The sequence below is a fragment of the Halotolerantifilum yawarlongkerapense genome, from assembly GCF_054506745.1.
The window spans coordinates 86,766-103,848 of sequence record NZ_CP199719.1 but is presented as its reverse complement, the minus strand read 5'-3'; the positions used below and the strand labels follow the sequence as shown (position 1 = coordinate 103,848).

At 55.6% G+C, this 17,083-nt stretch carries 21 protein-coding genes; 2 read left to right on the top strand and 19 right to left on the bottom strand.

The window, feature by feature from the left end; translation table 11 throughout:
- Positions 1–55: 55 nt before the first annotated feature.
- The 9 genes from acpP to ACULM0_RS00475 form a co-directional block, all read right to left on the bottom strand.
- A complete protein-coding gene (acpP, locus tag ACULM0_RS00515) occupies positions 56–283 on the bottom strand; it encodes an acyl carrier protein (protein WP_463678499.1) in 228 nt (75 codons plus the stop codon).
- Positions 284–370: 87 nt separating this feature from the next.
- Positions 371–1,102 (bottom strand): 3-oxoacyl-[acyl-carrier-protein] reductase, encoded by a 732-nt coding sequence (gene fabG / locus ACULM0_RS00510; RefSeq protein ID WP_463678498.1) that lies wholly within the window; start codon positions 1,100–1,102, stop codon positions 371–373.
- Positions 1,099–2,046 carry an ACP S-malonyltransferase gene (gene fabD / locus ACULM0_RS00505; RefSeq protein WP_463678497.1) on the bottom strand — a complete coding sequence of 316 codons (948 nt, stop codon included), beginning with the start codon at positions 2,044–2,046 and terminating at the stop codon, positions 1,099–1,101. The genes fabG and fabD overlap by 4 nt, the downstream gene beginning before the upstream one ends.
- Before the next feature lie 16 nt (positions 2,047–2,062).
- A complete protein-coding gene (locus ACULM0_RS00500) occupies positions 2,063–3,052 on the bottom strand; it encodes a beta-ketoacyl-ACP synthase III (RefSeq protein WP_463678496.1) in 990 nt (329 codons plus the stop codon).
- A gap of 42 nt (positions 3,053–3,094) precedes the next feature.
- Positions 3,095–4,090 carry a phosphate acyltransferase PlsX gene (gene plsX, locus ACULM0_RS00495; protein ID WP_463678495.1) on the bottom strand — a complete coding sequence of 332 codons (996 nt, stop codon included), beginning with the start codon at positions 4,088–4,090 and terminating at the stop codon, positions 3,095–3,097.
- Positions 4,087–4,662: a transcription factor FapR gene (gene fapR / locus ACULM0_RS00490; protein WP_463678494.1), complete on the bottom strand. Its 576-nt coding sequence runs from the start codon at positions 4,660–4,662 to the stop codon at positions 4,087–4,089. The genes plsX and fapR overlap by 4 nt, the downstream gene beginning before the upstream one ends.
- 216 nt (positions 4,663–4,878) lie before the next feature.
- Positions 4,879–5,064 carry a 50S ribosomal protein L32 gene (gene rpmF, locus ACULM0_RS00485; protein ID WP_463678493.1) on the bottom strand — a complete coding sequence of 62 codons (186 nt, stop codon included), beginning with the start codon at positions 5,062–5,064 and terminating at the stop codon, positions 4,879–4,881.
- A gap of 14 nt (positions 5,065–5,078) precedes the next feature.
- Positions 5,079–5,570 (bottom strand): YceD family protein, encoded by a 492-nt coding sequence (locus tag ACULM0_RS00480; protein ID WP_463678492.1) that lies wholly within the window; start codon positions 5,568–5,570, stop codon positions 5,079–5,081.
- A gap of 55 nt (positions 5,571–5,625) precedes the next feature.
- Positions 5,626–6,828, bottom strand: a complete 1,203-nt coding sequence (locus ACULM0_RS00475; RefSeq protein WP_463678491.1) for an acetate/propionate family kinase — start codon at positions 6,826–6,828, stop codon at positions 5,626–5,628.
- A 130-nt stretch (positions 6,829–6,958) separates the two neighbouring features.
- Between ACULM0_RS00475 and ACULM0_RS00470 the strand changes: the two genes are divergently transcribed.
- Complete coding sequence (locus ACULM0_RS00470) at positions 6,959–8,119, top strand: nucleotidyltransferase (protein ID WP_463678490.1); 1,161 nt, start codon at positions 6,959–6,961, stop codon at positions 8,117–8,119.
- 126 nt (positions 8,120–8,245) lie between these two features.
- On the opposite strand, the gene ACULM0_RS00465 is transcribed toward ACULM0_RS00470, so the two are convergent.
- From ACULM0_RS00465 to ACULM0_RS00435, 7 genes are all read right to left on the bottom strand, one after another.
- Entirely contained in the window at positions 8,246–8,692 is a 447-nt protein-coding gene (locus tag ACULM0_RS00465) for a CGGC domain-containing protein (RefSeq protein ID WP_463678489.1), read from the bottom strand.
- Between the two features lie 121 nt (positions 8,693–8,813).
- On the bottom strand, positions 8,814–9,341 hold the full coding sequence (locus ACULM0_RS00460) for a hypothetical protein (RefSeq protein ID WP_463678488.1): 528 nt from the start codon (positions 9,339–9,341) through the stop codon (positions 8,814–8,816).
- A gap of 1 nt (position 9,342) precedes the next feature.
- Positions 9,343–9,825, bottom strand: coding sequence for a pantetheine-phosphate adenylyltransferase (coaD, locus tag ACULM0_RS00455; protein ID WP_463678487.1), 483 nt, complete (start codon positions 9,823–9,825; stop codon positions 9,343–9,345).
- Entirely contained in the window at positions 9,800–10,396 is a 597-nt protein-coding gene (gene rsmD / locus ACULM0_RS00450) for a 16S rRNA (guanine(966)-N(2))-methyltransferase RsmD (protein WP_463678486.1), read from the bottom strand. Before rsmD ends, coaD begins: the two co-directional genes overlap by 26 nt.
- A gap of 15 nt (positions 10,397–10,411) precedes the next feature.
- Positions 10,412–12,436 carry an ATP-dependent DNA helicase RecG gene (recG, locus tag ACULM0_RS00445; protein WP_463678485.1) on the bottom strand — a complete coding sequence of 675 codons (2,025 nt, stop codon included), beginning with the start codon at positions 12,434–12,436 and terminating at the stop codon, positions 10,412–10,414.
- 52 nt (positions 12,437–12,488) lie between these two features.
- Positions 12,489–14,120 carry a DAK2 domain-containing protein gene (locus ACULM0_RS00440; protein WP_463678484.1) on the bottom strand — a complete coding sequence of 544 codons (1,632 nt, stop codon included), beginning with the start codon at positions 14,118–14,120 and terminating at the stop codon, positions 12,489–12,491.
- 15 nt (positions 14,121–14,135) lie between these two features.
- Positions 14,136–14,492: an Asp23/Gls24 family envelope stress response protein gene (locus tag ACULM0_RS00435; protein ID WP_463678483.1), complete on the bottom strand. Its 357-nt coding sequence runs from the start codon at positions 14,490–14,492 to the stop codon at positions 14,136–14,138.
- Positions 14,493–14,655: 163 nt separating this feature from the next.
- On the opposite strand from ACULM0_RS00435, the gene rpmB reads away from it, so the two are divergent.
- A complete protein-coding gene (gene rpmB / locus ACULM0_RS00430; RefSeq protein WP_463678482.1) occupies positions 14,656–14,844 on the top strand; it encodes a 50S ribosomal protein L28 in 189 nt (62 codons plus the stop codon).
- Between the two features lie 75 nt (positions 14,845–14,919).
- Here rpmB and ACULM0_RS00425 read toward each other — a convergent pair whose 3' ends face one another.
- From ACULM0_RS00425 to rsgA, 3 genes are read right to left on the bottom strand one after another with little or no spacing between them, the layout of a single operon-like run.
- Positions 14,920–15,546, bottom strand: coding sequence for a thiamine diphosphokinase (locus ACULM0_RS00425; protein WP_463678481.1), 627 nt, complete (start codon positions 15,544–15,546; stop codon positions 14,920–14,922).
- Complete coding sequence (gene rpe / locus ACULM0_RS00420) at positions 15,543–16,199, bottom strand: ribulose-phosphate 3-epimerase (protein ID WP_463678480.1); 657 nt, start codon at positions 16,197–16,199, stop codon at positions 15,543–15,545. The genes ACULM0_RS00425 and rpe overlap by 4 nt, the downstream gene beginning before the upstream one ends.
- Complete coding sequence (gene rsgA, locus ACULM0_RS00415) at positions 16,193–17,080, bottom strand: ribosome small subunit-dependent GTPase A (protein WP_463678479.1); 888 nt, start codon at positions 17,078–17,080, stop codon at positions 16,193–16,195. The genes rpe and rsgA overlap by 7 nt, the downstream gene beginning before the upstream one ends.
- Positions 17,081–17,083 lie beyond the last annotated feature (3 nt).

Genomic DNA, 17,083 nt, shown 5'->3' with positions numbered 1-17,083 from the left:
ATTTCCTCCTTTACTCGACTCTTGAGAAAAGGGGACAGCAGGCTGTCCCCTCCTCCTAGAGCTGTTGCTCCATGTATGCGACGATGTCGCCGATGTTTTTAAAATCTTCTGCGTCTTCATCCGGAATCTCGATATCAAACTCCTCTTCGAGTGCCATGATGATTTCTACGGCGTCAAGAGAGTCGGCCTCCAGATCGTTCATCAGGGACGTCGTTTTCTCGATGACCACATCATCTTCTAAACCCAATTGCTCGCGAATAATTCCAGCTACCTTATCAAACATTTTCCATCACCTTTCTTTTTTTAAGAATATTTTTTTTGAGATGCATTGCAAACTTGTTGGTGGTCCGGTTCAGACCGGACCCTTTCGCTACATGTACAGACCACCGTCTACGCTGACCACCTGGCCGGTGATATAACGCGCGCCCTCCGAAGCGAGGAAAGAAACGAGCTCGGCCACATCCTTCGGCTCTCCCAGAGAACCCAGCGGGATGTTCGCCTTGTACGTGTCCACCACCTCTTCCGGCAGCTGATCGGTCATGTCCGACGCGATGAAACCGGGGGCCACGGCATTGACGCGCACACCCCTTGCGGCGAACTCTTTGGCCAACGACTTGGTCAGGCCGATCACACCGGCTTTGGAGGCCGCGTAGTTCGCCTGACCGGCGTTGCCCATCAGACCGACGACGGAAGCCACGTTGATGATCACACCCGTGCGCTTTTTCAGCATCTGTCGGCCGACGGCTTTGGAACAGTTGAAGGTCCCCTTGAGATTCACGGCAATCACATCGTCAAAGTCCGACTCACTCATGCGTAGGATGAGACCGTCCTTCGTGATCCCGGCGTTGTTGACCAGCACGTCCACGGAGCCAAAGGTGTCGATGGTCTCCTTGACGAGACGTTTGACATCATCTGTATTGGATACATCGCACCGAACCACATGGGCACCGACACCCTTGGCTTCGCATAGGGCCTTGACCTCAAGTGCAGCCGCGTTGGATCGGTTGTAGTTGATGACGATGTTCATCCCGGATCCCGCGAGGGTCAGTGCGATCTCTCGACCGATACCCCTGCCTCCTCCGGTGACGATTGCGGTTTTCATGATGCCATGGCCTCCTTCAAAGCAGCGAGTGTCTTTTTCAGTGATGCGAGGTCCTCCACGCTGTGGCAGGACACGCGCTTGTCGATACGCTTGAGAAACTTCGATAGCGATTTTCCAGGACCCACCTCAATAAAGGTATCCACGCCATCGGCAATCAGACGTTCCATACTCTCCCGCCATCGGACGGGATGGGCCACCTGCTCCTTCAAGAGCTCGGCCGTTTGGCCCGGTTCGTGGGGCGTGGCCGTCGTGTTGGCGATCACCGGAACACGTGGCGCTTGAAAGTGTACGTTTGCCAGATCCACAGCCAGCTGCTCTCCCGCAGGGGCGAGCAGCGGCGTGTGGAAGGGTGCGGATACGGGCAAGAGCACGGCCTTCTTGGCCCCCCTGTCCTTGGCTTCTGTCACTGCCCGCTCACAGGCATCGAGGTCACCAGCGATGACCACCTGTCCCGGGCAGTTGTCATTGGCCACGCGGACGAGACCGCCTTCGGCTTCCGCCGCTGCACAGGCTTCGCGGGCATCTGCGATGTCAAGGCCCAAGAGCGCGGCCATCCCCCCCGTTCCCACGGGTACGGCGGCCTGCATGTACAGGCCCCTCTTTCTGACCAGTGGGACGGCCTCTTCTATAGAGAGCGCACCGGCGGCGACAAGCGCCGAGTATTCACCCAGGCTGAGTCCCGCCATGGCCACCACGTGGGGGACCTCCTGGGCTATGACAGCGTGGATGGCCAGGGAAGTGGCCAAGATCGCGGGCTGCGTATTCTCAGTCAACTGCAGGTTCTCTGCCGTTCCTTCGAAGATCATCTCGACCAAGTCTTCACCCAGTGCGGCGGAAGCACGATCGAGCACGGCTCGTGCTTCGGGATAGGCCTCCACGATCTCGCGACCCATTCCGATGTACTGGGCCCCTTGGCCTGGGAAGAGGATAGCTATTTTCTTCATTTGTTCTCGCTCCTTCTCAATAGGTCATCACCATGGCACCCCATGTGAGACCACCGCCGAAACCGACGAGCACCACATTGTCCCCTCTTTTCAACTGGCCTTCACGAATGGCTTCGTCGAGGGCCACTGGTATACTGGCAGCAGACATGTTCCCATAGCGATCGAGATTACGCTTGACCTGGGAGAGGTCGAGCTTCAACCGCTTGGCCGCCGAGGCGATGATGCGCTCGTTGGCCTGGTGAGGCACGAGATAATCGATGTCCTCAAGGTCGAATCCCGCTTTTTCGATGACGCGTGCAGAAGCACTGGACATCGTGCGGACAGCGAACTTAAACACTTCTTTCCCCTGCATCTTGATGTAGTGATCTCTATTGTCCACCGTCTCGTGACTAGCGGGATATTTCGATCCGCCCGCCGGTAGGTAGAGGAACTTCCCGCCGGCTCCATCGCTACCGAGTTCCGTGGCCAGAATGCCCCCCTCTTCTACTGGTCCGAGGACCGCGGCCCCCGCACCGTCTCCGAAGAGAACACAGGTGTTCCGGTCGTTGAAGTCTATAGCGGTGGACAGGGTTTCTGCCCCTACAACGAGGACATGTTCGTAAAGACCCGTGGCGATCATCTGGCTACCCACGGTCACCCCGTAGAGGAAACCGGAGCAGGCAGCTTCGAGGTCGAAGGCCGCAGCCTTCGTGGCGCCGATCCGGTCCTGCAGGAGACAAGCGGTGGCCGGGAAGGGCATGTCCGGCGTCACGGTAGCGACGATGATCAGATCGATATCTTCTGGGCCCAATCCGGCTGCTTCTAAGGCCTTGAGGGCGGCTTGTTCCGAAAGATCCGCCGTGGTTTGACCCGGTGCAGCGAACCGCCGCTCCCGGATTCCCGTGCGTGAAACGATCCACTCGTCAGAAGTCTCCACCATCTTTTCCATGTCATGGTTGGTGACCACCCGGTCGGGAAGAAAACTTCCCGTGCCGAGAAAGCCCACGCGTCTTAATGTATTGTTCACTCGCTGTCAACTCCTTACTGCAAGGCGCCAGCAGGCGCTTGACTATTCTTCAGGATTGAGGGAGGAGAGTTTTTTCTCGATGGCGCCGTTCACATCTTTCTCCACAGCGATCACCGCATAACGGATGGCGTTTTTAAAAGCCTTGGCATTCGAACTGCCGTGGGCCTTGACCACCAAACCCTTGACACCCAAAAGGGGTGCTCCTCCGTATTCCGTGTAATCCATCTTCTTTTTAAAGGTCCCCAGACTATCTTTGATCAGAAGGCCCCCGATCTTTCCTTTGAAGGAAGAGAGGAGACTTTCTTTCAGTAGACGTCCGAAGGAACCGGCGAATCCTTCCGCCAATTTCAGGATGATATTGCCCGTGAACCCATCGGCCACGATCACGGAAACATTCCCGCGCATCAGATCTCGCGCCTCGATGTTCCCGATGAAATTCACCGGTGCTTTTTCAAGCTCGAGGTAGGCCTCCTGGTACAGGCTCGATCCCTTCGTTTTCTCTGCACCGACATTGATCAGGCCGACAGATGGATCTTCCATGCCCAGGATGGCCTCGGCGTAGACGCTACCCATGATGGCGAACTCAGGAAAGTTCTTCAGCTTGACATCGGGATTGGCACCGGCATCCACCAGGATGCACATGCCTTTTTCCGTTGGGAAGACCGTGGTCAGTGCCGGTCGATCGAGTCCCTTCAACCGTCCGACCTTGAGCAGACCACCGGCGAGCAAAGCACCGCTGTTCCCAGCAGAGAGAAAGGCATCGATCTCCCCTTTTCTCAGGTCTACGAGTCCACGGACCATGGAGGAATCCTTTTTTCTTTTGATTGCGATCACCGGTTTGTCGTCATTTTCGACGACCTCACCACAGTGCTCGATTTCGATCCCAGCGGGTACGGAAGGACCGAGTTCCGCTTTGATCTTGCCTTCGTCTCCATACAGTACCAGCGTCCCATCGAAGGAACCGAGGGCCGCCAGTGCACCTTTGACCGTTTCCACGGGGGCGTGATCGCCGCCCATAACATCCATACCGATTCTCACGATGCATCACCGCCTGTCATATCGATGGAGATCAGCCGAAACTTACTGCGGAAGACCTGGTCGCTGTTGGCGGTGATCACCACGTGAACGAAATGCTCGCTGCCGCGCTTTCTGACCATCTCGGCCTTGGCCACGAGCTTCTGCCCAGCCTGAACCGGCACCCGGTATTTCACGTTGGCCACGCCCGTGATCGCCACGGGCGTGTCGATGACCGCCATGGCCAGCGACTCCGCCATGGCGAAAATATAATGTCCCTTGACGATTTTCGTTCTCTTGAAGACCATGGTTTCATCGGTCTCAAGATAGGCAATCGCCCGCTTGTTCAATTCTAAATCGATCAGTTCTCCGAAAAGATCCCCACGGTGTAACGTACGCACTTTGTCGTACTGCTGCGTGGCAACGGATTTCACCCGTTCGCGCACCTCCGGGATATCCAGGGTCATCCGGTCGAGCCGGATGGTCTGGACGCTAACGCCGAAGCGTTCGCCCAGGGCTTCATCGGTGAGGAAAGGATCTTCCTCGATGAGACGCGAAAGAGCGTCGAGCCTCTCTTTTTTCTTCAATCGTTTCATTGGTAACCTCCATAGCTAGTACTTGCAATTAGCACCTGCTACTAACGATAAGTATAAAGGATGATTCCACCCTTTGCAAGGTTTTTTTCGCTTGATGTTAGTACCTGGTGCTACCGTCTACCTCAACATTCTTATTATACCACAAAAAAACCCGGGGATTGACCCTCCCCGGGTACGAAAAAAAGCGATGGCACGGGGCCATCACTTTTCATCCGCTTATACCTCTTCGGTTAAAGATGTCTCTTTACCATTGTAGTAACCACAACTTCCGCATACGCGATGTGGTACAGTCGGCTCATGGCACTGAGGACACGTGGCCACATTAGGAGCAGTCATCTTGATGTTGCTCGCGCGACGCTTGTCACGTCTGGCCTTGGATGTTTTCCGCTTAGGTACCGCCATGTCGAACACCTCCCTTAATCTTCATTGAAAAAATCTTTGAGCGCTGCAAGCCTGGGATCTACTGACTCTGTCTCGCAGTCACAGGTTGACGCATTTAAATCCGTGCCGCAAACGGGACAGAGACCCTGGCAGCCCTCATCACAGAGGACCTTCGACGGCATGCCCAGCAGCAGGTCTTCATAAAGTAACGATGCAAGATTCAACTTTTCACCCTTGAAGGCTTTTTTCCATGTTTCTCCGTTTTCCTCGAGGAGCATGTTGATTTGCCCCGTCACCACATCTGCAACCGGTTTGAGACAACGGTCACAAGCGATGGAGAGCGGTAACCGATAGGTGCCGTCGAGAAAGATCCCCTCGTCGACCCGCCTGGCCTCTCCTTCGATTACGAGGGGTCCACCATCGAGAAGTCGCTCGTCCTTGAAGACGGCCACATCGATGTCGATGGTCTCGTTAATCGGGATTTCGGATGCATGGTTGTGAATCAGCTTTGAACAATCGATAGACATGCGATCACACCTTTTCATTGCAACATTTATATTATAAAGACTCTACCTCTCAATGTCAAGCTAAAGACTTTACGATTTCCTCGGTGTCCTTGGCGATCATGAGCTCCTCATCCGTCGGGATGACCATCACTTTCACCGTTGCACCGTCCTGGTTGATGAAAGTTTCTTTTCCGCGAACGTTGTTCTTCTCGTCGTCCACTTCGACACCCATGAAGGCGAGACCTTCGCAGATGCTCTTGCGGTTGTCGATGGAGTTTTCACCGAGGCCGGCCGTGAAGATCACGCCGTCTACGCCACCCATATCTGCAGCGTATGCCGCGATGTACTCGCGTACACGCAGATCGAAGATCTTGAGCGCCAGTTGGGCGCGTTCGTTGCCGGCAGCGGCCGCATCTTCAATGTCTCTGAAGTCACTAGATACGCCGGAAATCCCGAGAACGCCAGACTTTTTGTTCAGGACGTTGTTGATGCCAGCCATATCGAGACCCTCTTTGTCCATGAGGTAGGTAACGATCGCCGGGTCGATATCACCGGAGCGCGTCCCCATGGCCAGACCCTCGAGTGGCGTGAAGCCCATGGATGTGCTGATGGATTCTCCACCCTTGACCGCCGCGATCGAGGCACCGTTGCCCAGGTGACAACTGATCAGTCTCAAGTTTTCGATGGGCTTGCCCATCATCTCGGCGGCGCGCATGGTCACGTACCGGTGGCTGGTCCCGTGGAAACCATAGCGACGAAGGCCGTACTTCTCGTAGTACTCGTAGGGAAGTGGATAGATGTAGGCTTCCTCGGGCATCGTCTGGTGGAAGGCCGTATCGAATACAGCTACGTTCGGCTTGCCTGGAAGCAGCTCCTCGATCGCCTTGATCCCCATGATGTTGGGTGGGTTATGTAGCGGGGCAAGCTCGATACACTCTTCGAGTGCAGCGTGCACGTGCTCATCCACGAGCACAGAAGCCGCGTACTTCTCACCCGCATGTACCACACGGTGGCCGATGGCATCGATGGTCTCGAGGCTATCGATCGCTCCGAACGTCTCGTCCGTCATCAGCTTGAGCACATTTTCGAGTGCAATCTTATGGTCTTTCATGGGCGTTTCCACGACATGCTTGTCTTTGCCGGGGCGCTCGTGCTTGATCCGGGCACCATCGAGTCCGATACGCTCGACCAGGCCACTCGCCATTACTTCTTCTGAGTTCATGTTCATCAGCTGGTATTTCAGTGATGAACTTCCGCAGTTGATTACTAAAATATTCATTTACATATGACCCCCTTGAATTTACGTACACACTTAATATATCATAGAATCACCTTTCATAACACCGAAAAATTGCCAAAATGCATGCAAATCGCACCCGATTGCAAGCCCCGAGGAGCTGAGATACCAGGTGAAGACACTAGGACTGATCGTCGAGTACAATCCCTTTCATAATGGCCATGCCCATCATCTCGAGCGTGCGAAAGCGCTCACGGGCGCAACCCATACCGTGGCCGTTATGAGCGGTCACTTTGTCCAGCGCGGCGAACCCGCCCTCTTCGATAAATGGACGCGAACCGAGATGGCCCTGGTGGCCGGGGTCGATTTGGTGATCGAGCTGCCCGTGACCCGCGCCGTCTCTGGAGCCGATGATTTTGCCTCCGGTGCCGTGGCCCTCCTCAGTGGGCTCGGCATCGTAGACGACGTGGTCTTCGGATCCGAGTCCGCTGATCTGATGGGGCTAGAAGCCGCCGCCGACCTTCTGGTCTCAGAACCTGAGGCCTACAGCCTACAGCTACGCGAAGGCCTCACATCGGGACTGGGGTACGCGGCCGCCTCGGCTCGTGCTCTTTCACACCTACTCGGCACCTCCCCGCTGGATACACCCAACGATACGCTGGGTCTGGCCTACCTCGTGGCGGCGCGTCGGCTCAAGAGCCCCTTGCGCTTTCATGCGATCCAGCGAATCGGTAGCAACTACCATAATGAAGAGCTCCAGACGGAAATCGCAAGTGCCACGGCCCTCCGCAAGGCCTATAGGGGCGCTGGGGCTATCGATGCTTACGTGCCGGCGGTCACGACGCCCTACTTGGTCACGCCCCCTCTTCCCCAGATCGATGCCCTTTATCCCTATTTTCGGTACGAGCTACTCACACGACAAAATGCCCTGTCGCAAGTGCACGAGGTGGGCGAAGGGCTCGAGAATCGTTTGATTGCCGCAGCACGTAGTGCCTGTGATTTCCAGGGCTTCTCTGCTACCGTGGCCACCAAGCGGTACACCGATGCCAGGATGCGCAGGATTCTGATCAAAAGTCTCTTGCAGATCGACTGGGAAGGTGCAGCCCTGCCACTCACCTATGCCCGGGTGCTGGGTTTTAACGATGCGGGACAGGAGCTGCTCTCAAGGGCCAAGAAGACCTCTTCCCTCGCCCTGCTTTCGGGGGTCTCTCCAAAGGATACACGAAACCACCCGCTCATTTGCTACGATTTACTGGCCACCGATCTTTTATCCTTGGTTCACACGCATCTCACGCCGGGCGATGATTTCACCCGGCCACCGATACGAAAATAGAGCCGACCCTCCGGGTCCGCTCTGTTTTTTTTGATGACCACGCGGAGCCTAGCCAAGAGATACAGGACCGACCGCTTGTTCGCCCGATCGCCGCCACACGTTAAAAACTACGCCCCATGCGCCGGGCTAATCGTAGGCCCTGCGCATCTCACCGTCGGGCAGGATCTCGGTGATGGCCTCTTGCCAGCGTGGATTATCCCAAGTGCCCAGGTTCTTGTGTGTGCGGTAGTACTTCTCCGGGATCGGATGGGTGCCGACCACCACATCGATCCCAAATTTTTCCGGAATGAAGTGGATAAAATCAAAGAGATGGGGGCAGGGGGGGTAGCCCACGACGAGTCCCGTCGCCAGGTGGATTACCTCGGCACCATTCTTGATCATCTCCGCTGGAGCGTACTCCACGTTGCCACCTGGACAGCCACCACAGCTGGTGTAGCCCACCAGCTCCACCTCTTGATCCAGGTACCGTTCGAAAGCGCCCTCTCTCTTTGTCAAGGAACGGAAACATTTCCCGCCGGCGCAACTACTGTAGCGATCACAAATCATGATGCCTACTTTTACCTTGTCTGTCATGTGCACGATCCTCCCTTCGTCGGTCTTATGCTAACTACCCTTTACCCAGAAAGAAAGCGACACAACGGACAGGGAAAATTGATAATCATTCTCCGAAGAAAAAAAGATGCCCGTGGGCATCTTAATCCTTCAAATGATCGAGTTCATCCAGGTTGTCTTCTACGGTATCAAGTAAATCGGCCACATCGGACCGTAGTTTCGAGAGCATGTCCATGGCGTAAGCGTAAGACTCTTCTTTCATCATGCGCTTTTGTCGTTCGGCCTCGTTCGTGATCTCCCTGTACTTGAGCTTCGCCTCTTGAACGATCTCATGTTCGTCCACGAGTCGCTCGGCGTCTTCCTTGGCCTTGCGGATGATACGATTGTACTCTTCCTGGGCGCTCTGAATAATCTCTTCTTTTTGGGCGTAGGCCTCGTCCCTCATGCGGTCGGACTCACGCTCGGCGTTCTCCATGATCATCCCCGATTGTTGCTCGGCATGCTTGATCTTGTGTAGTTCGCCGGGAAGCAGGTACTTGATTTCTTCTAAAATTTTGATAATCTCGGCTTTGTCCACCATGACCTTTCCCACAATCGGGATCAGCGGCAGATTATCCACCTCATCTTGATAGCTTTCGATAACCTCAATGATATCCTTCTCTTTTGACATCTTACTTTCCCCTCACTTTTCGCTTCAACTGCTCGATGACACAAGTCGGTACAAACTCCGAAACTTCCCCCCCGAGTCGCGCCACTTCTTTGACGATGCTCGAGCTGAGGTACATGTACTCCGTTCGGGTCATGATAAAAACGGTCTCTATCTGGGCATTCAATTTTCGGTTCACCGCCGCCATCTGGAACTCCGCTTCAAAATCACTGATGGCCCGGAGTCCTTTCACGATCACATCGATCTCTTGTGTCTGCAGATAATCGACAAGCAGACCATCGAAAGAATCTACCTTTACGCCCTCGATCCCGCGGGTTGCCTCCTCGATCATAGCCACGCGCTCCTCGAAAGTAAAGAGTGGGTTTTTCGATGTGTTCTTCAAGACCGCGATGGTCACTTCGTCGAAAGAACGCAGTGCCCGCTTGAGGATGTCCATGTGGCCGAAAGTGATGGGGTCAAAACTACCTGGGTATACTGCTCTTTTCACTGGTCTGCCTCCTGAGAAATTTTATCGTTGTACTGCCGTATTTTTTTTCTTTATGCAAGATCAGTTCATTCGGAAGTGCCATGGTCCCGTGGCTCTTGTCGCTCTCCACGATCACGATCGCCTCCTCAGACAATAAGTCTCCTGTGCAGAGCAGTGAGAGCGCTTCCTCGTAAAAACCCGCCGCGTAGGGTGGATCGAGAAACACCAGATCAAAGGGGCCGATCGCCCGCTTGAGGACATCTCTGTAGTCTCCGTGGATGATCTTGGCTCTATTTTGAAAATCAGCCGTCTCTACATTGGTCCTGAGGATAGAGAGCGCATCGGGATCCTTTTCTACGAAGATGCAAGACGCTGCACCCCTGCTGATCGCCTCGAGCCCCAGGGCACCGGAACCTGCAAAGAGGTCCAGCACACGCCGTTCGTAGAGTTCGAACTGAAGAGCGCTGAAGACAGCCTCCTTCACCCGATCCGCCGTTGGCCTCACATCGAAGCCATCGGGGGCCTTCAACTGCAACCCGCGTCGTTTTCCCGCGATGATTCTCATCTTGTTTCCTCCTCTAGTGTACCACATTCTGGTGGATTTTGGCTACAGGGTCTGTGTTGTCTGGGCCCTTCGCGCCTCGGCTTCCTCGAGATACATTTTTTCGGCCTCGTCCAGGTGATCGCGTGTCAACAAAGAGGCCACCTCGCTCTGGACCACCTCGAGGTGGGCCCGGTCTCTTGTGAGATCTGTGATACGGAAACCAAAGATCCCGGATTGGCGCGTTCCGAAAACATCCCCCGGTCCGCGGAGCCTCAGGTCAGCTTCAGCCAGTTCAAAGCCATCCTGGCTCTTGACCATCATCTTCAAACGCTCCTTCGCCGTTTCCGTGAGCTGATCGGCCAAAAGAAAACAATACCCCTGCGCTGCCCCACGGCCGACGCGTCCCCGCAGCTGGTGGAGTTGGGCCAATCCGAAACGCTCGGCATTCTCAATGACCATCACCGAAGCCTCGGGGACATCGATCCCCACTTCGATCACCGTGGTGGCCACGAGCACGTCCAGCGCACCGCGGGCAAAGGCGCCCATGACCTGCTCTTTTTCCTCCGATCGCATCCTTCCGTGCACCATCCCCACGCGGTATCGCGAGAAGGGTCCTTCGCTCAGCTGTTCATAAAGCGACAGTACCGAGGTGACATCGAAGGCCTCCGAAGATTCGATGGCCGGACAAACGAAAAAGGCCCTCTCGCCTGCATCAAGTTTCTTGGCGATGAATCCGTACATCCCCATCCTTTTCTTCTCGGGGATGTAATGGGTTAGGATCGCTTGTCTGCCGGCCGGCCGCTCGTCGATGACCGATACATCGAGGTCCCCGTATAGCGTCATGGACAGCGTTCGCGGAATCGGCGTGGCGCTCATGACGAGTACGTTTGTCCGCCCGTCCTTCTTGGCCACGGCCTCCCGCTGGTCCACTCCAAATCGGTGCTGTTCGTCGGTGACCACGAGTCCCAGGCGGTCAAAGACCACGTGTTCCTGCAGGAGGGCGTGGGTTCCGATCAGGGCATGTACGCTCCCTTCCCGCACCCGCTGCAAAAGCTCGGCCTTTTTCTTTGTGGAGGAGGTCAGGCTCTCCACGATGAAATCGCCGCCCCCGAAAAAACGAGCGAAGGAAAGGGCATGCTGTTCTGCCAACAGCTCTGTCGGTGCCATCATGAGGCTCTGGAGCCCGTTGAGATGGTGTAGGTACATCGCGAGGAAAGCCACGATGGTTTTACCCGATCCTACATCGCCCTGCAGGAGACGATGCATCCTCCGCCCCGCTAACACGTCATCGATCACAGCCTCGAGGGCCCCGGTCTGGGCTTTGGTCAGTCGAAAGGGAAGCGCGGCCACCTGGTCAGCGAAGGCCGCCGTCAAGGTCAGCTGCCTTCCCTCGATCTTCCGCCTCTTGGCCTTCATCAGCTGCAGGGGTAAAATAAAGGACAGCAGTTCTTCGAAAATCAGACGGCGCCTGGCCTCCCCCAACGCCTCGTCGGTCATCGGGAAATGCATCTGCCGGATCGCCTCCTGCCGACCCATGAGCCCGTGACGGTCGCGTAGGGACAAAGGGAGTGTCTCCGGGATCTCGACCGACAGGAGGAGGCGGTGGAGTTTCACCAGGTCCTTCTGTCCGAGACCTTCCGTAGCGGGGTACTTGGGCGTCACATCGAGAAAGAGGGCACGGGCCTCGGGATCCGACGCCTCGCAGAACTCCGGATGGGCCATCTCATGCTCATCACCCTTTCGCTTGAGCAGGCCGTGTACCAGGTAGGTCTTGCCCTCCTGCCAGTGGTAACGCAGGTACTGGGCGTTGAAAAAGACAAGCGTGACCGGCCAGCCCTCGCTCTCTGCGGTGACGAGGAGCAAGCGCTGGCGGGTTTTGAACCGCAGGGCACGCACTTGGACCTCCAGGGTTCCCTCGGCCTCGATACCGACCAGAGGAAGTGCGAGCACATGCCGTCGATCGATGTAACCGGTGGGATAGTTGGTCACTAGGTCTGAAACCTTCCGAAGCCCGAGCCGTTCGAGTTTTTCGTATTTCTTTGGCCCGATGCCCTTGATCTGATCGAGCTGTGTAGCGTTGCCTAGCATCGGCTTCCCCCCCTCTCGCGAAAAGGACCAGCGACATCGCTGGTCCTCCTGATTATTCTAGAGAACAGATGTAGAAGTACAGGGGTTGACCACCCTCGTACAACTCGATCTCGAGGTCCTCATGACCCGCCTCGAGCTTCTCGACGAGGGCCTGGGCCTCTTCTTCCGACACGTCTTCTCCGTAATAGAGCGTCAGGATCTCCGTGTCTTCATCGATCATCGACTGAATGGTTGTGTAGGCTACATCGTTCTTATCTGTGCCCACCTGTGCAATCTTCCCTTCGACGATGCCGAGCAGGTCATCCTTCTTGATGTCGTGTCCGTTCATCTGGGAATCGCGAACCGCGTAGGTCACCTGGACCGTCACAACGTCTTCGACGGCGGCGCTCATGACCTCTTGGTTCTCCTCGGCGGTCAGGCTACCATTGTAGGCGATGAGCGCGCTGATCCCCTGCGGAAGTGTCTTCGTTGGGATCACGTGAATATCCTTATCGCTCAGCTCCTTGGCCTGGTTGGCCGCCAAGATGATGTTCGAATTGTTGGGCAAAATGAAAATCGTCTCGGCAGGAATGGCATTGATCGCGTTGATCAGATCCTCCGTCGAGGGGTTCATGGTCTGACCACCGGTGATCACCCGGTGCACACCAAGGTCCTCTAGGATCTTCGCCATACCGTCGCCGCTGGCTACGGCGATAAAAGCTGTCTCTAGCTCCGTGTCGAAGAATTCTTCCTCGGGTTCTTCGGGCGGCTCGGTGCTACTGATGATGGCATTGTGCTGCTCGCGCATATTATCGATCTTCACTTTGATCAGCTGACCATGCTTGAGCGCCTCCTCGAGGGCCACACCCGGATTGTTCGTATGGATATGGCATTTGACGAGGTCATCGTCTTTGACGAAAACCAGGCTGTCACCCAGTGTCGCAATCCGGTCGCGCAGTTCATCCTCTGGGATCGCCTCCCCGCGGATAATAAACTCGGTACAGTAACCGAAGGTGATGTCCTCGGGCGAGAGACCGACCCCCGCATGTTTGGCGACGTGGCCGTGCAGACTCTCGATTTCGGACTCTTTACCCAGGATGGCATCATGGAATCCTTCGAAAATATAAAGGAGACCTCTGCCGCCGGCGTCAACTACGCCCGCTTCTCTGAGCACATCCAAATACTCCGGGGTGGCGTCGAGTGTACGCTTGGCCTCTTTGATCAAGATGGGCATCAAATCATGCAGCGCCACGTTCTCATCGGCATACTGCATCCCTTTTTCGGCGGTCTTTCGGATGACGGTCAAGATGGTGCCTTCCACCGGTTTCATCACTGCCTTGTAAGCTGTTTTTGATGCTTCATCCAGCGCACGTACGAAATCTCCGGACGTTAAATTCTTTTTACCTTCACAACCTTTTGCGAATCCACGGAAGATCTGTGATAAGATAACACCAGAGTTACCCCGTGCACCCATCAGCGTACCCCGGCTCATGGCCTTGGCGATGCGATCGACCGTATCGTAGTCGCTACCGAGCACCTCGTCCATAGCGGTCTTGATCGTCAGGCTCATGTTCGTACCCGTATCGCCATCGGGGACCGGGAACACGTTGAGCGCGTCCACCGTTTCCTTATGCTTGGTCAACTCGTAGGCCCCCTGCTTGAACATCTTCAGAAGCAGGTCCGCCGTGATAATCTTTATATCCAATTTGCTACCTCCTCACTAGGACTGGACGCGGACCCCTTCGATGTTCAGATTCACTCTCGTGACCTTCAATCCGGTTTGGTTCTCCACGTTGTACTTCACTTTCTCGATGATATTCTCGGCCACGACGCTGATCTTTGTGCCGAACTGGATGATAACGTAAAGATCGATCACGATCCCGCCCTCCTCCTCGTGCACATCGATACCCTTGGTGAGATGTTCCCGCTTGAGCAGGTTCACGATACCACCGGAAGTGCTTTTTGACGCCATACCAACGAGGCCGTAACACTCCATAGCGCTGGCTCCGGCTATGTTTTTGATCACATCTGTTCCGATCTCTATCTTACCCATTTCACTATCGATTTTAACGGACATGCGATTTCCTCCTTTTAATAGGATAACATGACTATTGTACTACTATTCTATAGAATTCTCAAGCGCGCTTCAAGCCTTGGTGGAAAAAACACTTGCAACACCCGCCCGCGGGTGTTAAAATAATTATGCTTATGTCGTTAATGACTCAGAGGAGGTGTTATAGATGGCTAAAGTTTGCGAAGTTTGTGGCAAAGGTAAAGTCACGGGCAACCAAATTTCCCATGCGAACAACCACAACAAGAGATCTTGGAAGCCGAACCTGAAAAACGTGAAAGCGATGGTAGAGGGTTCCCCCAAGCGAATCTCTGTATGCACGCGCTGTCTACGTTCGGGTAAAGTAGAACGAGCTTAACGAGCGTCGGGTCGTCCCTTCGGGCGACCTTTTCACATGAAAAGAACCTCATTCACGCCAGTGAATGAGGCTTTTTTATTTTTTGGTCAAGACCACCAAGGCCAACCCTCCGTCCAGTCGGACGAAAGCCCGGTCGGAGGCAATCACATTCGAAAGACCCCGCGAACTACCGCGCTCAAGCCTGAAGTCGTCGAGAGGATAGGCGAAGCCCTCCAGCGTAACGGACGCTAGGGTCTCTAGGGGAATCAGACTGAAAAGGTCCCCCTGCCTGTTCTCGATGCTACAATCGTCCGCGATCAAAAAAATCCGCTGGTCCTCCGTTTCGATGGCAATCTCTATACCGGCCGAATGAAATCGCTCGAGTAAAAAGAGATTACCCAGTTCATGGTCGATGCGACCACCCACCGCGCCGATGAGCAGCACGCCGTCCACGCCCTCCTCCAGACACAAGTCGAGGGCCAGTTCGAGGTCCGTCGCATTTTTTTCCGGCGGGTAAACACGTAGCTCGGCCTCCGGATAACGCGACTCCAGTTGCTGCCGATCCTCCACGGAATCGAGATCCCCGATGATCACCCCCGGCGCGAGACCCAGGGCCTCGAGATGCCCCAGTCCGCCGTCCACGGCAATGATCCGGTCGAAGTCACCGGCCGAGAGCGTAGCGGGCCGACCGTAACCGTTCGCAGCTATGAGCGCTCGACTCACCGGGCGACCGCCTTTCTGAAGGCACGGATGGCGCCACCGATGTCCTCCTGGGCGAAAATCGCCGAGCCCGCCACGATCACATCGGCACCCGCTGCTACCACTTCGGCCACATTGTCCACCTTGATTCCACCATCGACCTCGATCTCAAAAGACAGGCCCTTGGCGGTTCGCATCATAGCCAGGTGCTCGATCTTTTCTGTCATGGTCGGAATATAGGACTGGCCGCCGAAGCCCGGGTTCACGCTCATAATGAGCACGAGATCCACGTAGGGCAGAATCTCCTCGATGGTCGAGAGCGACGTGCCGGGGTTAATCGATACACCGGCCTGCATCCCCAGGTCCTTGATCACCTGAAGGGTCCTGTGCAGGTGCGGGCAGGTCTCCTGGTGGACGCAGAGGAGGTTGGCACCCGCCTCCTTGAAAGTCTCCAGGTACGCATCCGGATTCTCAATCATAAGATGCACATCCATGAACAGGGACGTGTGCTTTCTGAGTGCCTTCATCACCACCGGCCCAAAGGAAATGTTCGGCACAAAGTGACCGTCCATCACATCAATGTGCAGGTAATCGATGCCCGCTTCTTCTGCCTTGGCCACGTCCTCCGCGAGCCGTGCGAAGTCTGCAGATAGGATCGAGGGTGCTAGCTTTACCATTTTTTGTACCTCCTGTGTTCTTCGAGTTCTGCTTGCAATTGTGTGTACGAAAGATACCGGCTCTCCGGGATCTCCCCGTCTTTGAGCGCGGCTTTCACGGCGCATCCCGGTTCATCCAGGTGTTTACAATCGCTAAAGCGACAGCCCTGGCGCAGTTCATTGAACTCAGGGAAAAAATGATCGAGGGGTTCATCGGCCAGCGGCGTCAAGTCGAGAGAAGTGAACCCCGGCGTGTCCACAACCTTACCCCCATTATCCAGGGATAAGAGGGCGGTGTGCCGGGTGGTGTGCTTGCCTCTCTTGACCTTCTCTGAGATTTCACCGACGCTCAGCTCAAGCTTGGGATCGATGGCGTTGAGCAGAGAGCTCTTCCCCACACCACTCGGTCCCGTGAAGACGCTCAAGCGTCCCGCGAGATCCTGTTCGAGACGTTTGATCCCAAGACCAGATTTTGCGCTGGTGATCAGCACGGGGTAACCCAGTGAACTGTAACGCTTGGCGAGCGATTCCCCCGATTCGAGATCCGCCTTGTTGATCACCACCGTGGCATCGAGTCCCACCGCCTCACAGAGCACCAAGATCCTGTCGAGCAGCTGCAGATTCAAGGGGGGATGCTTAAGTGTCGTGACCACCACAGCATGGTCGACATTGGCCACCGCCGGGCGGTAGAGTTCGGTCTTTCGCGGGTTCACGGATTCAATGACACCCTCACCGTTCGGTTCAATCAGTACATCCACGCGATCGCCTACGAGGGGAACGACCTTATTGTTCTTCAGACGTCCCCTCGCCTTGCAGATCAGGATACCCGCTTCTGTCTCGACTTCGAAACGTCCACCGACGCCCTTGAGAATCAATCCGTTCCTACGCTCCAGTGCAATCATCCT

What these genes read in the sequence shown, in the direction of transcription:
- acpP (WP_463678499.1), bottom strand. Translation starts at nt 283, where the DNA reads ATGTTTGATAAGGTAGCTGGAATTATTCGCGAGCAATTGGGTTTAGAA.
- fabG (WP_463678498.1), bottom strand. Translation starts at nt 1,102, where the DNA reads ATGAAAACCGCAATCGTCACCGGAGGAGGCAGGGGTATCGGTCGAGAG.
- fabD (WP_463678497.1), bottom strand. Translation starts at nt 2,046, where the DNA reads ATGAAGAAAATAGCTATCCTCTTCCCAGGCCAAGGGGCCCAGTACATC.
- fapR (WP_463678494.1), bottom strand. Translation starts at nt 4,662, where the DNA reads ATGAAACGATTGAAGAAAAAAGAGAGGCTCGACGCTCTTTCGCGTCTC.
- rpmF (WP_463678493.1), bottom strand. Translation starts at nt 5,064, where the DNA reads ATGGCGGTACCTAAGCGGAAAACATCCAAGGCCAGACGTGACAAGCGT.
- ACULM0_RS00480 (WP_463678492.1), bottom strand. Translation starts at nt 5,570, where the DNA reads ATGTCTATCGATTGTTCAAAGCTGATTCACAACCATGCATCCGAAATC.
- ACULM0_RS00475 (WP_463678491.1), bottom strand. Translation starts at nt 6,828, where the DNA reads ATGAATATTTTAGTAATCAACTGCGGAAGTTCATCACTGAAATACCAG.
- ACULM0_RS00465 (WP_463678489.1), bottom strand. Translation starts at nt 8,692, where the DNA reads ATGACAGACAAGGTAAAAGTAGGCATCATGATTTGTGATCGCTACAGT.
- ACULM0_RS00460 (WP_463678488.1), bottom strand. Translation starts at nt 9,341, where the DNA reads ATGTCAAAAGAGAAGGATATCATTGAGGTTATCGAAAGCTATCAAGAT.
- rsmD (WP_463678486.1), bottom strand. Translation starts at nt 10,396, where the DNA reads ATGTGGTACACTAGAGGAGGAAACAAGATGAGAATCATCGCGGGAAAA.
- recG (WP_463678485.1), bottom strand. Translation starts at nt 12,436, where the DNA reads ATGCTAGGCAACGCTACACAGCTCGATCAGATCAAGGGCATCGGGCCA.
- ACULM0_RS00435 (WP_463678483.1), bottom strand. Translation starts at nt 14,492, where the DNA reads ATGTCCGTTAAAATCGATAGTGAAATGGGTAAGATAGAGATCGGAACA.
- rpmB (WP_463678482.1), top strand. Translation starts at nt 14,656, where the DNA reads ATGGCTAAAGTTTGCGAAGTTTGTGGCAAAGGTAAAGTCACGGGCAAC.
- rpe (WP_463678480.1), bottom strand. Translation starts at nt 16,199, where the DNA reads ATGGTAAAGCTAGCACCCTCGATCCTATCTGCAGACTTCGCACGGCTC.
- rsgA (WP_463678479.1), bottom strand. Translation starts at nt 17,080, where the DNA reads ATGATTGCACTGGAGCGTAGGAACGGATTGATTCTCAAGGGCGTCGGT.